This window comes from Anaeromassilibacillus sp. An200, assembly GCF_002160025.1.
GTDB classification, from domain to species: Bacteria; Bacillota; Clostridia; order Oscillospirales; family Acutalibacteraceae; genus Caccousia; species Caccousia stercoris.
In genome coordinates, this window is record NZ_NFJU01000029.1 from 23,178 (window position 1) to 35,957 (window position 12,780).

14 protein-coding genes are annotated in these 12,780 nt (G+C 57.4%); 4 read left to right on the forward strand and 10 right to left on the reverse strand.

All coding sequences use genetic code 11. The features are described from left to right. The first annotated feature begins 5 nt into the window (after positions 1–5). Genes nagA through B5F35_RS13560 form a run of 4 tightly spaced genes read left to right on the forward strand, consistent with a single transcriptional unit; the run spans position 6 to position 4,699 of the window. Positions 6–1,166, forward strand: coding sequence for an N-acetylglucosamine-6-phosphate deacetylase (gene nagA / locus B5F35_RS13545; RefSeq protein WP_087241842.1), 1,161 nt, complete (start codon positions 6–8; stop codon positions 1,164–1,166). Between the two features lie 15 nt (positions 1,167–1,181). Then, entirely contained in the window at positions 1,182–2,333 is a 1,152-nt protein-coding gene (locus B5F35_RS13550) for a class II fructose-bisphosphate aldolase (RefSeq protein WP_087241844.1), read from the forward strand. Positions 2,334–2,351: 18 nt separating this feature from the next. Beyond that, positions 2,352–3,188: a triose-phosphate isomerase family protein gene (locus B5F35_RS13555; RefSeq protein ID WP_087241846.1), complete on the forward strand. Its 837-nt coding sequence runs from the start codon at positions 2,352–2,354 to the stop codon at positions 3,186–3,188. Between the two features lie 14 nt (positions 3,189–3,202). Continuing rightward, positions 3,203–4,699, forward strand: a complete 1,497-nt coding sequence (locus B5F35_RS13560) for a lactate racemase domain-containing protein (protein ID WP_087241848.1) — start codon at positions 3,203–3,205, stop codon at positions 4,697–4,699. Between the two features lie 243 nt (positions 4,700–4,942). Here B5F35_RS13560 and B5F35_RS13565 read toward each other — a convergent pair whose 3' ends face one another. The 10 genes from B5F35_RS13565 to B5F35_RS13600 form a co-directional block, all read right to left on the reverse strand. After that, positions 4,943–5,803, reverse strand: a complete 861-nt coding sequence (locus tag B5F35_RS13565) for an IS3 family transposase (protein WP_140401223.1) — start codon at positions 5,801–5,803, stop codon at positions 4,943–4,945. Further along, positions 5,800–6,111 (reverse strand): helix-turn-helix domain-containing protein, encoded by a 312-nt coding sequence (locus B5F35_RS13570; protein WP_087241849.1) that lies wholly within the window; start codon positions 6,109–6,111, stop codon positions 5,800–5,802. Before B5F35_RS13570 ends, B5F35_RS13565 begins: the two co-directional genes overlap by 4 nt. A 101-nt stretch (positions 6,112–6,212) precedes the next feature. Further along, on the reverse strand, positions 6,213–7,862 hold the full coding sequence (locus B5F35_RS13575; RefSeq protein WP_087241851.1) for a recombinase family protein: 1,650 nt from the start codon (positions 7,860–7,862) through the stop codon (positions 6,213–6,215). A 72-nt stretch (positions 7,863–7,934) separates the two neighbouring features. Continuing rightward, on the reverse strand, positions 7,935–8,102 hold the full coding sequence (locus tag B5F35_RS18915) for a hypothetical protein (protein WP_164488529.1): 168 nt from the start codon (positions 8,100–8,102) through the stop codon (positions 7,935–7,937). 107 nt (positions 8,103–8,209) lie between these two features. After that, positions 8,210–9,568: a virulence-associated E family protein gene (locus tag B5F35_RS13580; protein ID WP_087241853.1), complete on the reverse strand. Its 1,359-nt coding sequence runs from the start codon at positions 9,566–9,568 to the stop codon at positions 8,210–8,212. Then, on the reverse strand, positions 9,528–10,214 hold the full coding sequence (locus tag B5F35_RS13585; protein WP_087241855.1) for a CHC2 zinc finger domain-containing protein: 687 nt from the start codon (positions 10,212–10,214) through the stop codon (positions 9,528–9,530). Before B5F35_RS13585 ends, B5F35_RS13580 begins: the two co-directional genes overlap by 41 nt. A gap of 15 nt (positions 10,215–10,229) precedes the next feature. Beyond that, a complete protein-coding gene (locus B5F35_RS19675) occupies positions 10,230–10,964 on the reverse strand; it encodes a hypothetical protein (protein ID WP_442856479.1) in 735 nt (244 codons plus the stop codon). 156 nt (positions 10,965–11,120) lie between these two features. Continuing rightward, on the reverse strand, positions 11,121–11,474 hold the full coding sequence (locus B5F35_RS19680) for a hypothetical protein (protein WP_442856480.1): 354 nt from the start codon (positions 11,472–11,474) through the stop codon (positions 11,121–11,123). Between the two features lie 426 nt (positions 11,475–11,900). Next, positions 11,901–12,206 carry a molecular chaperone gene (locus tag B5F35_RS13595; protein WP_087241857.1) on the reverse strand — a complete coding sequence of 102 codons (306 nt, stop codon included), beginning with the start codon at positions 12,204–12,206 and terminating at the stop codon, positions 11,901–11,903. Further along, positions 12,190–12,483 carry a hypothetical protein gene (locus tag B5F35_RS13600; RefSeq protein WP_087241859.1) on the reverse strand — a complete coding sequence of 98 codons (294 nt, stop codon included), beginning with the start codon at positions 12,481–12,483 and terminating at the stop codon, positions 12,190–12,192. The genes B5F35_RS13595 and B5F35_RS13600 overlap by 17 nt, the downstream gene beginning before the upstream one ends. Positions 12,484–12,780: the final 297 nt, after the last annotated feature.

The window sequence follows — 12,780 nt, forward strand, 5'->3', positions numbered from 1 at the left end:
TGAATATGGAACATTCCTTTTATCTGAAAAATGCTCTTCTGCTGGCGGACGGTGCGTTCCGTCCGCTGGACGCAGTGGTGGAAAACGGGAAAATCACGGGCCTTTCGGCTTCTTACGCAAATGACGGCGATCTGCCGGAGCTTGACGGCAAGGGGATGCGCGTGCTGCCGGGCTTTCTCGATCTGCATACGCACGGCGCGGACGGTGTGGACGTGAACGCCGCGAGTGCGGAGGATCTGCGGAAAATCGGACGCTTCTTTGCTTCGCAGGGCGTGACAGGGTGGCTGTGCTCCATCCTCACCGACACGCCGGAGGTGACTCTGTGGTGCATTGAGCAGGCAAGGGAGGTCATCGAGGGCGGCCCCTACGACGGCGCGCCGCTGCTCGGGATTCATCTCGAAGGGCCATGCCTGTGCACGCAGTATAAGGGAGCGATGCCGGAGCACCTGCTGATGAAGCAGGCCGACGCGGATTTCTTTGCGCGCTGCCAGCGGGCGGCGGGCGGTCATGTGCGCTATGTGACGCTCGCGCCCGAAAACGAGGGCGTGCCCGAGCTGATCCCGCGTTTGAATGCCATGGGAATCGTGTGTGCGATGGGGCACAGCGGGGCCGGGTACGATCGCGCTATGCAATGCGTCCACGCCGGTGTGCGTTCGTCCACGCACCTCGGCAACGCCATGCGTCTGTTCCACCAGCACGATCCGGCCATCTTCGGTGTGGCGCTGGAAACGGATGTGTATGTGGAAGCGATCTGCGATGGCCGCCACCTGCATCCCGGCGCTGTCCGGCTTTACCTCAAGGCAAAGGGGTGGAACCGCGTCCTGGCGGTGACGGATTCCATCATGGCCGCCGGACTGCCGGACGGTGCGTATAAGCTCGGTGTGAACGATGTGATCGTGGAGGATGGAGACGCGAAACTGCCCAGCGGCGTGCGTGCAGGCTCCACTTTGACGATGATCCGCGCTCTGCGCAATATCGCCTCCTTTACCGGCAAGGGGCTGGAACAGGCTTCCCGTCTCCTGACGGAAAATCCCGCCCGTCTGATGGGATGGACCACAAAGGGCGCGATTGCCCCCGGCCGCGACGCCGATCTGGTGTTCCTTGATGAGAACGATGAGGTGGTCCGCACAGTGGCGCAGGGCCGCACTGTGTATCTGCGAAAGTAAAGGAGCGTGTTTTCCATGCCACTTGTATCTCTTCGCCCCGTACTCGACGCCGCCATGGCGCATGGGTACGCACAGGGCGCTTTCAATGTAAACGCTGTCGCGCAGGCGGAATCGGTGATTGGCGTGCATGAAATGTTTCGTTCTCCCGCCATTTTGCAGGGGGCGGATCTCGCCAACGCCTTCATGGGAGGCCGCACAGACTTCCAGAACGGCACGCTGGAGGATAAGAAAAAGGGCGCGAAAAACATCGCGGACGCGGTGAAAAAATATGCCGAGCACAGCCCGATCCCGGTCGTGCTTCATCTCGACCATGGACGGGACTTTGATTCCTGCGTCGCGGCGATCGAGGGCGGCTACACCTCCGTGATGATTGATGGGTCATCGCTGCCGTTTGACCAGAATGTAGAGCTGACGCGCGAGGTTGTGAAATACGCGCACGCGCGCGGCGTCTCTGTCGAGGGTGAGTTGGGCGTGCTGGCCGGTGTGGAGGATCATGTGTTTGCCGCCAACTCCACGTATACCAACCCTCTCTCTGCCGTCGAATTTTTCCGCAAGACAGGCGTGGACGCGCTGGCGATCAGCTATGGCACGATGCACGGCGCGAGCAAGGGCAAAAACGTCAAGCTTCGCCGCGAGATCCCGATCGCGATCCGCGAGTGCATGAACCACGAGGGCTTGCACGGCGCGCTTGTCTCCCACGGCTCCTCCACCGTTCCGCAGTACATTGTCGATGAGATCAACGCCCTTGGCGGTGCAATTCAGAACGCCTATGGCATTTCCAAAGAGGAGCTCAAGGCCGCGATCCCGTGCGGCATCAGCAAGATCAACGTCGATACCGATATCCGTCTGGCTGTTACGCGCAATCTGCGTGAGCTGTTCCGCGACCGTCCGGAGCTGAAAACGGATGCGCGCATTGGCGGCGTCTGGGAGCTGCTCGACAAAAACCGCGCCGCGTTTGACCCGCGCGCGTTCCTTCCGCCGCTGATGGATACCGTTATGTATGGCACGGGGGATGACGGCACGGTTGCCCTCATCACGGATGCCATGCGCCGCGGTGTGCGCGAAGCTGTCGGCACGCTGATCGTGGAATTTGGCAGTGTCGGCCGCGCGCCGCTGGTGGAGCTGGCGGGGCTGGACGAGATGGCGGCCCGCTACGCAAAAGAGTGAGACGGAGGAAACCGCATCATGAAATATCTGTTTTTAAATTTGAAGCGCTTTGACGTGCCGGTGGAGCTGGGCGGCGTGAACCGTCTGGCTCCCGTGGCCGAGTGGGGCTCCGCCGTCGTGCGCGGCACGCAGGAGGGGCTTCTGCGCTATGACGCGAAAGAGGCGCAGTTTGTCGACTTTCTGCCGGAAGCGCACCTGATCCCGGCGAAAGCCGCGCTGTGCGAGGGGAGTCCGGTGCGGCTCGGCTGCCAGGGCGTCTACCGCGACGACACCGCCGTGGGCGGCAATTTCGGCGCGTTCACGACCAACCGCCCAGCGCACGCGGCGGCCGCGCTCGGCTGCGAGTGGGCGCTCATCGGCCACTGTGAGGAGCGCGCCGACAAGGCGGGCGTGCTGGCCGAGGCCGGCGTGACCGCGCCGGATGCGGTGAACCGTCTGCTGAACCGCGAGTGCAAAGCGGCACAGGCGGCGGGCCTTTCGGTGCTGTACTGCATCGGGGAGAAGAGCGAGGAGCAGGATGCGTGGCAGGAGGTGCTTGGCGCACAGCTTGACGCGGGACTGGATGGCCTGGACAAGAGCCGTGTGGTCATTGCCTACGAGCCGATCTGGAGCATCGGCCCCGGCAAGACGCCCGCGGACAAACCGTACATCGAGAAGATCGCCCGCTTTGTGAAGGAGCGCACGGGCGGCCTGCCGATCGTTTACGGCGGCGGGCTGAAAACGGATAACGCCGCCATGCTGGCTTCCATCGCGGAGATCGATGGCGGCCTGATCGCCCTGACGCGCTTTTCCGGGGAGATCGGCTTTTACCCGGAGGAATATCTGGATATCATCCGGCTCTATCTGGGACACTGAGAAGGAGGAACAGCATGCATCTTTCATTTGAATACGGCCACGGCATGATGAGCGCCGAGCTGCCCGATACCACCGACGTTTTCATTCCCGGCGAGACGGTTCCCGATCCGCCCTGTCTGGAGCAGACGTGGGACGCGCTCTATGACGCGACGCTGCAAAGCATCCGCAATCCGATTGGTATGCCGCCTCTCGCGGAGCTGGCGCACAAGGGCAGCACCGTGGTGTTCGTCATCCCGGATATTGTCAAGGGCGGCAACCAGCCCACCAGCCACCGCAAGGTGGCGATCCGCGCCTGCCTGGATGAATTGTACCGCGTCGGTGTGGAGAAAAAGGATATTCTGCTCCTCTTCTCAAACGGCCTGCACCCGCGCGCCACGGTGCCGGAGATGAAAACCATCCTCGGGCCGGAGCTGTTCGGGGAATTCTATCCCTCCGGCCAGATCACGAGCCACGATTCCGAGGACTACGATCACCTCGTCGACCTTGGCTACACCGAGCAGGGCGATCACGTCATCATGAATAAGTATGTGTATGACGCGGACGTGGCGATCCTCATCGGACACACGCAGGGCAACCCCTACGGCGGCTATTCCGGCGGGTACAAGCACTGCGCGACGGGCATCAGCCACTGGCGCAGCATTTCGGCACACCATGTGCCGCAGGTCATGCACCGTCAGGATTTCGTCCCCGTGTCCACAAGCAGCGAGATGCGCCACAAGTTCGATCAGCAGGGCATGCGGATGGAAGAAAAGATGGGCAAGAAATTCTTCTGCTGCGACGCGGTGCTCGATACCAAGTCGCGCCAGATTGAAATCAATTCCGGTTGGGCGAAGGAGATGCAGCCCATCAGCTGGAAGATGGCGGACAAGCGTACCTACGTCCACTGGGCGGAAAAGAAATACGATGTGGTGGTGTTCGGCATGCCGACCGATTTCCATTATGGCGCGGGCATGGGAACGAACCCGATTCAGATGATGCAGGCGCTCTCCGCGCAGGTGATCCGTCACAAGCGTGTGCTGGCCGATCACTGTGTGTTCATCGTCTCAAGCATCTGCGACGGCTGGTTCCACGACGAGCGCTGGCCGTATCTGCGCGAGCTGTACGAGATGTTCCAGCACGATTCGATGAATATTCTGCCGGACATGAACCGGTACGGCGAATACTTTGCGACGAATGAGGAGTACATCCGCAAATACCGTTTTGCGAATGCGTTCCACCCGTTCCACGGCTTTTCCATGATGAGCTGCGGCCATCTGGCGGAGGAGCACACGAGCGCGATCTATATCGTCGGCGCGCGGGAGCCGGGCATCGCCCGCGGCATGGGACTCAAGACCCGCGCCACGTTTGAGGAAGCGCTGGAGGACGCGATGAAGAAGTATGTCGGCCCGAACCCAAACATCCTCGCGCTGCCGAAAACCTTCACCACCGCTGCCGTTCACCTCTGCATGAAAGACCCATCCCAGAACAGCCACACCCGCGACTGTGCCCCCGCCCACCCCTGCGGCGGTTGACCAGACTGAGTCTGGACGCAGTGGCCCGCGCGTTGGCGTGGTGTGAAAAATAAGCCCGGCGGCGCGGGACGGTCTTACCCTGCTCCCGTGCTGCTCTACGGAAGCAGCGCGGGCTGACGGGTGTGAAGTATGCACACAGCCGGGACGGCGGAGCCGTCTTGCGCGAAAGGCCCCCTTGCGATCTGAACCGCCCCAGATTGTGCAGACAGCACAAAAAGAGCCCCTGGGCAGGAATATTCAGTTTTAGCAGGAGTGGCGCAGCGTCAGCGGCGCTACTTCTGTTTTGCTTTGGATGCGCTCGTGGTTGTAAAAATGGATATAGCGGTCAATCATTTCATTTGCTTCGGAGTAGGTTGCCGGTTTATGGCGGCAGATGCACTCTGTTTTGAGAATGGAGAAGAAATTTTCTGCCATTGCATTGTCATATGGGTTTCCACGTCTTGACATCGAAGGCGTAATGCCGTATTGTTGAGTCAGCTTGAAATATGCTTGGGATGTGTATTGAAAGCCTTGGTCGCTGTGGAGCTGCAACTCTGCGGCGACCTTCTTCTTTTCGTTGCGTACTGCTTGGCGGATGGTGTCCAGCACTAGGTTCACCGTTTGCTGTGTCGCAGTCTTGTAGGCCACAATGCTGTTGTCATACAGATCCCGGATCATGGACAGGTACAATACCCCCTGCTTCGTCTGAATATAAGAAATGTCAGTTACCCATTTGCAGTTGGGAGCCGCGGCTTGGAAATTTCGGTTGAGTAGATTTTGGTATTTATGTACGTGCTGGCCCATCTGCTGCCACTTTCTGCGGCGACGAATCTCTGCCAACAGGCCGTATTTCTTCATAACACTCAAAATGGTCTTGGGGTTGTGGTAAATCTCTTTGCTGCCTTTCAGCCACTGCCACATCCGTCGGTATCCGTAGGTATGAAAGCATTTTGCCTGTTGCTGCCGGATGGTTTCAGCAAGGACAGCATCTTTTTCGGGGCGCTTCATCCGCTTTACAAAGCTGTAATAGCCGCTTCTGGACACTGCAAAGAATCGACACATTACCAGTACAGGATACTGTTTCCGGTGACGGTAGATTACTGCATACTTTGCCTTTGCTCTCACTTCCTTCCTGCGGATCGCAGAAAATCCCGCAGCAACTCATTCTCCATTCTCAATCGCTTGATCTCGTATGCCTGCTCCGCGATAACATCTCCGGGCGCAGAATCTTTTCGTGGCCGTCCTTTCGGCCGTGGCGTGATTCCGGCTTCCATCTTTGCTTGTTTGTGGTTATACCGGTTGATCCAATTCTTGATCTGTGACTTGCTTAATCCAAACCGGTCTGCTATCTCTTGCCGCGTAGCACCTCCTTGTCGCATTCTCAGAATTTCCTGTTCCAATGCCTGTATATGTGTGTATTTCCTTCGTGACATACGAACACCCCCTGTATAGGTTTATTGTCCTACACAGGGGACGTTTTGTCTATTGTCCGTTTTTACTGGTTCGGTTCAGCATGGGGAGGGCCTTACTATTCTTATGCTGCAATCTCCGGGATTTCCCCGACAAAGTTATAAACGATCCTGACTTCCTGCACCTTCTGTCCGTCCACCTTCTTGACCTCGCCAATCAGAATCCGACTGATGAGCCGGTTCAATACCGCCTCATCCAGTTCCTCGATGGTGGCATAGCGCCGGATTTCCTTGATAAAGGTACGGACTTCGCTTTCCTGGGCGTCTGCACGACTTTGCATCATCGCCAGGTCATGCAGGCGCTTCTGGTTGGATTCCTGCTCCTGTTCCAGCGCCGCCGTCAGCTTCACAAACCGCTGCTCCGTCAGGATGCCTTTGGCCTTATCGGTGTACAGGCTCAGGAACATCCCGTCAATTTCCTGATTCCGGGCTTCCAGCCGCTGGCGTTCCTTCTCTGTCTGGGAAGCATCCACCAAATACCGGCGCTCCATTCGGCGGCTGAGACGCTGATAGAACGCATCGGCGTCCTTCATGGCCTGCGCCGCCAGTTCCTGAATGTCTTTCAGCACCAGATTGTACAAATCCCTGGCCTCGATCTTGTGACTGGAGCAGACCTTGCAGCCCATGCGGTTGTAGGTTTGACAGATATAATACGCCTTGTCAATCGGTTCCCGCATCTCACCGGTGAATCGGTTCTTCCCGGTTCGGCCCACCTTCTCATACCGCACCTGCATCGACTTCCCGCAGGTGGCACAGTAGACCAGACCGTGGAACAGGTTGTAGAAGGGGCAGGAATTACCCTGAATGGTCGGCCTGCGGTCAATCAGTTCCTGCACCTGTTCCCATTCCTCCGGCGTCACAATGGCCTCATGGCAGCCCTCGATCACTTCCCACTGGTCACGGGGGATAATGTCATAGGTGTTGGAGCGGATGCCCTTCTGATGCGTCCGAAAGACCAGATGTGCGCCCTTGTAGAAGGGATTTCTAAGGATATGGCTGATTCTGGCTCCGCCCCAGGAATAGTAGTTTGCGTCAAACTCCGTATTGGCTTTGACATGGGTGATGGGGATTTTTTCTTCCATCAGCCGTTTGGAAATCCTCATGCAGCCCAGCCCGTCAAGGGCGTAGTCATAGATTTTACGGATGATCGGCGCTGTCTTCGGGTCAATGATGAGATGCCCTTTGTCCTCCGGGTCACGCATCAGGCCGAAGGGCGGCGTCCCCCCGCAAAACTTCCCCTGCCGGGAGCGGGTCGTGATGCCCGCCAGCACCTTTTTGGAAATATCCCGGCTGTACATATCGTTCAGGATATTCTTAAAAGGCGTGATGTCCATCTCCTGACGGGTCAGGCTGTCCACGCCGTCGGCGATGGCGATATAGCGTACATTGTGTTTGGGGAAAAAGATTTCGATATAGCTGCCAGCTTCGATATAATTTCTACCAAGTCTGGACAGGTCTTTGGTGACCACGCAGCCGATCTTCCCCGCCTCAATGTCAGCGATCATGCGCTGGAAGGCAGGGCGGTTGAAGTTGCGGCCCGTATAGCCGTCATCCACATAATACTCATACTGGAACATCCCATGCTTTTCAGCAAAGTCCCGAAGCATGATTTTCTGGTTGCTGATGCTCATGCTCTCATTGTCGCCGCCGTCATCCAGAGAGATGCGGCAGTAGAGAGCGGTGATTTTCTCATAGACTTGTTTTTTCCTGCTCATAGCGTTCTCCTTCTATGAACAGGGACACGATATTATTATAATACCATGCCCCTGTCCCTGAATCAACCGTTTTTACGCAGCATTCTCCGCCATTTCCCGATGTTCCAGCCATTCCTCGAAGTGTTCGCAGGTCTGGCGCTCGATCAGCTGCTCAAAGGCTTCCCGCATGGACTTCTCCCCGGAGAACTCCCGCACTACCACAAAACGGACTTTATTTTTCTGCTGTTTGCTTTTTTCCATAGGCTACCTCCATAGAGTGACAGGCCAGCGGGCAGCATACTGGCAACGAAGTCCGGCAACGAACTCGGCAACCAAGTGACAACCATCCCGGCAACAGACTGCTGATTTTATGCGATCCACTCCTTCGGAAGTTCCAGCTGGCGGCATTCTTTCTCGCTCAGTTCCACAAATCCATCTTCGTTGCCGGGCAGTTCGTTGCCGGAAACGTCCCGTTCCCAGCCCTTCTGCCTGCCATACCCGGCGAACATCCGGGGATTGGAGAAGGGCTTCCAGCCTGTCACCACCGTGTTCATGATCTCGTTGATATTGTGCAGCTGCCACCGCTTCGGCTCATCGTAGGTGTGGCCCAGCGCCTCCTTGAACAGCTGTCTGGAGCAGACCATGCTGCCGGTATAGTGTTCCAGAAAGCCCTGTATCTGCCCGGCCTCGGTGTCCTCCGGCATGAAATCCTTCTGTACCTCCACCAACTGGCGCTGGATGGACTTGCTGAACTTCATGGAATACTTCCCGCTGCGGTAGATGGTCATGGCCTCCGCCCATACCTGCAAAAGATAGGCTCTGGAGGCATCCTCGTCCTCTAAAATGTGAACCTCCGCATTCTCCGGGTAAATCATGATTGGCAGGAAGCGCCGGTTCCCGGCCCGGTCAAGGGGCAGGAAGTCCAGCGTGTTGGACGAACCGCCGAACACACACTGCCGCAGCCGGTCTTTGGGCTGGGCCTCATAGGGCGTCCGGTAGGTTTCCTTCTGCCGGCTGATGAACGAGCGGATTTCCTCAATGCTTTTGGCGCTGCTGGTAGCCAGCATCTCCGACATTTCGATAATCCAGTGGCCTTGCAGCTTCAAATACACCCTGTCATCGTCCAGTTTTTTCAGGTCATCGGAGAACCACTCGTCCCGGATTGCCAGCAAGCGGAAGAAGCTGGACTTGCCGGCCCCCTGACCGCCCACCAGACAGAGCATTTCCTCATATTTGGAGCCAGGGCGGAATACCCGCCGGATCGCCCCCAGCAAAAAGTGCTTCAGCATTTCCTCCACATAGTCGCTCTCGTCCGCACCTAAGAAATGATGGAGGCAGGAGCGGATGCGGGGCATCCCGTCCCAGACAAGGCCGTTCAGCACGTCCTGTATGGGATGGTAGCAGTTCTCATTCGCCACGATGGAAAGGGTTGCCGTCATCTTTTTCTCGCTGGTCAAGCCGTAGTTCTGCTCAAAATAGAGAAGCAGATACTTCACGTCCGTATCCGTCAGGGCGCTGGTATTCCTGCGCCAGCCCAAATCCCGCACAATGTCCACCCGGTCAGTTAAGAGGTTCAGGCGGATCGCCCCACGCAGGAGAGGGTCATGGCAGAATACCGTCCGACAGTTGCCGATGGTGTTGGCGGGCTGCCCCTTTTCGGTGACGGACAGGCTTTCCCGTACCTCGTCAACGCTCTGCTCCGGCGCTAAGGCTTCGGCTGCGCTCATGGCGGCCTGCCGGGTGGCTGGCGGTAAACTCTGATATTCGCTGCTCAATCTTCCTCACCTCTTTTCCATACTCAGCGACCACGCAGGCACGTTCCTCCATGCTGCCGGACAAGAGAATATCCAGCAGATACTCCGTATACGGTTTCTTTTGCAGGGCCTCCACGAACAGCGGGTTCCACGCCTCATCCGGCGTCTGCGGGGCGTATTCCTGTTCCCATTGTTCCAGCAGATGCAGGTAATCGCACAATACCCGAAAACATTTCTGCTCCGCCTGCCGGTAGCGCAGTTCCTCGCTGATTTTCCGTTTGACCGGCTTCCTGCGGGGCGGGTCATGGCCTTTGGCGTCATAGCGGACAGAGAAATCCTCCGCCAGCTTTAACGCCGCCTCCTTGCTGCTCAGCCCGAACAGACGGGCGGTAAAATCAATCACATCCCCATCTGCCTGACAGCCAAAGCAGTGGAACCGGCGGTCAACCTTCATGCTGGGATGCTTGTCAGCATGGAAGGGGCAGCAGGCCATCCCATTCCTGCCAACCTGCACCCCGTAATATTCCGCAGCCTGCCTTGTGGTGACAGACTGCTTCACCGCTTCAAATACATTCGATTTTCTCACCTCCAGACAGAGAAAAAGGCACCCAGTTTCCACAGAAAATCAGGTGCCTCATAGCTCCATATCGTGTTTCTTTTTCGGAACGATCCGTCCCTCACGTTCCCAGCGTTCCCGGTTATCCCGGTCAGCGTCCACCTTGCCTTTCGCCAGCTTCTCCCGGATGGATTCTCTGGCCTTCTCCTTGATCTGCTCCTTACCAGCCTTCTTAACCTCAGGCTGCATAAGCGTTTTCTGGATTTTTGCCAGGGCGTTCTGCATAACACGTTTGATTTTGGTAATCACTCCATCCAGACGGGCGGCGGCGTAGTCACGCTCTTTTTTCGATGCCCTCCGCTCCGGCGAAAGCACCCATTTTTTCGTTTCCTCCACCAGACGAATATCTTCTTTGTGTGTCTCCTGCCGGACGGTATCGGTCACCACCTCCACCGCCTTGTCGTAGGCCGCATCGGAAACATCATCCAGCAGCGTCTCCACGTCCTCGATTTTAAGCGTCAGTTCTTCCAGTTTCTGCTCTTGCGCCGCCATCTGTTCCTTCTGCTTCATCAGGATATAGTCCTGCTTTTCCAGATACTCCCGCCCGCCGTAGGACGGCTCCTGATCCAGATGCAGCCCATGCTGCTTCGTGATGTCAAACAGGATCGTCCGGCAGACCGCATCGAAGGTCTGTTTCCGGTTGTTATGCCTGCCTTTTGGCTTGTCCGGGTTCGGGAGAGGGATGCCCAGTTCCTCCAGCGCCTTCTCCTGCTGGGGACACAGTTCCCCGTAGCGGTTTTCACAGTCGAACACATGGCGCTCATGGATGTGGGGCGTCCCCTCGTCCAGATGGAGCGCCCAATCTAAGATGTGGATATGGGAACCGAAACGGCGCTCGAATTCCTCATAGAACTCGTTGACGATGCGAAAGAGCGTTTCCGGCGGGATGGATTCTTCCAGCGTGCCGATCTAGTAGATGCTTTCCTCCGGGCAGGTCCTGTTGTTTTTCAGCAAGTCCTCCACGGTACGGTTGCGCTCGGTGTGCCGGGTTTTCTCATTCCTGGCGTTCTGCGCCTCCACATGGTCAGAATAATGCTCGTAATAGTACATCCGCTCGATTTCCTCAAAGCTGAAATCCGGTTGCTCCGGGTTCTCCCGGAACTCGTGTGTGGTGAAGCCCCGGTAGCAGTCCCAGTAGATATTTTGCCTGGCCCGCTCTGCTTCAATGTGTTCGCTGTTCTCCACATCGAACCGGCGGTCATTGTGGCGGGGATTGTAGGTGCCATGCTTGCCGGAGCGCCCGTTGTGTCGTGTCAGTTTCAAACAATTTTCCTCCTTCCTGCGAAGATGTTCCGGGGACGGGGAAGGGCGGCGATGCCGCAAATCCTGCGAAAGTCTGCGTCAGGTAATACCCAGTACAAGTTGACGCAGGCATCAACTTTTCCTGGGCAAGGCGCTTCGCCCTTGACCCGATGGGGCGGCTGCCCTCAACCCGCCAATGGGCGTTGCCCCTTGACCCCAGCAGTGCGCTGCCGCCCCTGCACCCAGGCACAAAGGGCTGGCCGCCCTCTGTACTCCCGCTCCGGCGAAGCTGGCTTCTACCGCCGAAGCGGTGTCCGCCAGTTTCACCGGCTCCGCATCCACACATTTACGCCTTTCGGCGGGAAGTGGATACGGAATACGCCTGCGGGGATTGCCGGTCAAAACGACGGGTGCAGACCCGCCATTTTTACCGTAATCGCCCCCATTTCAGGCGATTTTTTCTTCTGCCGTCACCACCTGAAAGCCATGCTCTTTTGCGTAGGCGCTGGCGGCGGCTTTCCGTTCCTCGCTGTACGGCGGGATGAACCGAATCGACAGCCGGGACTTGTCCAGCACATAGGTCACGCTGCCCTCCGGCGTGCTGCGCTCCAACCGGCACAGCAGCGGGTACTTCCGGCTGAAATCGGCCAGCCTGCGCTTCAAGCTGGCGTTGAAGGTGTAGATACTGGCAAGGTTCTCCGCCTCGTTCCAGTTGATGATGGTTTCTTTCTCATACTTAGACAGCTTCGTCATACAAATCCTCCTCATAATCGGTATAAGATTTCAGCACACGCAGGCTGCGCTTGAGACGGCGGTACTCGTCCATCTCCATCCGCAGATGGTGGTAAAAATCCTCGTACCAGCTTTCGTTCACTTCCGTCTCCACCTTCCGGGCCAGCCCCAGCATCCGGCGTTTGGCCTCCGGGTCAACCGTCAGGGCCGTCAGCCATTTCAGCCGTGTCACCGTATTGTGGTGGCTGGGACAGCCGTAAGCATAGAGAATATTCTTTTCCTTCATGCTCAGTTTCATAATGATTTCCTCCATTTCTTTGCTTCGGAGCCATACGCCCCGCATGATAAACTTGTTTCTGTCCGCCGGTCTGCCTGCAAGCCGCTCCTGCCCGGAATTTCTCCCGGCGTATCGGCCTCTTTGGTGCGCTCGATTTCTGTCCTGGCGCCACTTCCCCGGAGATCATACCCCTTGCAGCCGGTCATTCGATTTTCAACGCCTCATGAAATGCCATCACAGCTGAGAATGAAAATAAAGGCAGTGCATAGGACGGCGGCATCTGCTACACTAAAGTCAGCAGGCGTAGTCCGGTTGCAC

Excerpts from the sequence above, each read along its gene's own strand:
- B5F35_RS13570 (WP_087241849.1), bottom strand. The coding sequence starts at position 6,111 with ATGTCACGAAGGAAATACACACATATACAGGCATTGGAACAGGAAATT.
- B5F35_RS18915 (WP_164488529.1), bottom strand. The coding sequence starts at position 8,102 with ATGGAAAAAAGCAAACAGCAGAAAAATAAAGTCCGTTTTGTGGTAGTG.
- B5F35_RS13575 (WP_087241851.1), bottom strand. The coding sequence starts at position 7,862 with ATGAGCAGGAAAAAACAAGTCTATGAGAAAATCACCGCTCTCTACTGC.
- B5F35_RS13600 (WP_087241859.1), bottom strand. The coding sequence starts at position 12,483 with ATGAAACTGAGCATGAAGGAAAAGAATATTCTCTATGCTTACGGCTGT.
- B5F35_RS13555 (WP_087241846.1), top strand. The coding sequence starts at position 2,352 with ATGAAATATCTGTTTTTAAATTTGAAGCGCTTTGACGTGCCGGTGGAG.
- nagA (WP_087241842.1), top strand. The coding sequence starts at position 6 with ATGGAACATTCCTTTTATCTGAAAAATGCTCTTCTGCTGGCGGACGGT.
- B5F35_RS13560 (WP_087241848.1), top strand. The coding sequence starts at position 3,203 with ATGCATCTTTCATTTGAATACGGCCACGGCATGATGAGCGCCGAGCTG.
- B5F35_RS13550 (WP_087241844.1), top strand. The coding sequence starts at position 1,182 with ATGCCACTTGTATCTCTTCGCCCCGTACTCGACGCCGCCATGGCGCAT.
- B5F35_RS13580 (WP_087241853.1), bottom strand. The coding sequence starts at position 9,568 with ATGAGCGCAGCCGAAGCCTTAGCGCCGGAGCAGAGCGTTGACGAGGTA.
- B5F35_RS13595 (WP_087241857.1), bottom strand. The coding sequence starts at position 12,206 with ATGACGAAGCTGTCTAAGTATGAGAAAGAAACCATCATCAACTGGAAC.